Source organism: Vibrio sp. 1402, from assembly GCF_033340275.1.
In genome coordinates this window covers 1-588 of sequence record NZ_JAWOWE010000479.1, presented here as the reverse complement: position 1 = coordinate 588, position 588 = coordinate 1, and the positions used below count along the sequence as shown (strand labels likewise).

The 588-nt window shown below is 48.0% G+C and carries 1 protein-coding gene; it reads right to left on the bottom strand.

The window, feature by feature from the left end:
- Nucleotides 1-588: endonuclease/exonuclease/phosphatase family protein (locus tag R7044_RS26780; RefSeq protein ID WP_405540944.1), on the bottom strand; the 588-nt coding region annotated here is incomplete at both ends.

The window sequence follows — 588 nt, the reverse complement described above, 5'->3', positions numbered from 1 at the left end:
CTGGTTCTTGGTGACGGTGGATGAGCCGCAAACAAAGTGATCGGTGCTTGACCTTTAGGCAACCAAACCGCTCTGATGACTTCTTGTCCATTTGGCGCACGATAAACCGAAACCTCCGTGATCGGGTGTCGGCTAAGAATCATCAAATTTGATGGGTACCCTACGTCACGTTGGCCACCATGATAATGCGGATAGACATCATCCAACATGTGCAAAAGGCTTCCAACACGCGGCGTCAGCTCTTGCATCACCACCAAATCAGCAGGATGCCTCAACAGATAGTTGATGAACTGATTGATGTCTGAGTTTTCGTAAAAAAGATTGAATTGAATGACGCTCAAAGACTGCGGGCAAGACGCCACATGGCTGCGCTGCGACGGAACAAGGAGCGAGACAAACAAAATAGCGACAAAGGCAGAAAATGCACTTTGCAACCATCGGCGAGCGATAAAAAACGCCGAGGCTAAAACAACGTAAGTGAACACAATGAGGGCGGGAATCGAGGTAAGATTCTCCGCCCACCAAATATGTTCAATTTGCCTGACCGCCAGCCAAATAAGAGCAGGTAGAAGCAATATTATCCACTTA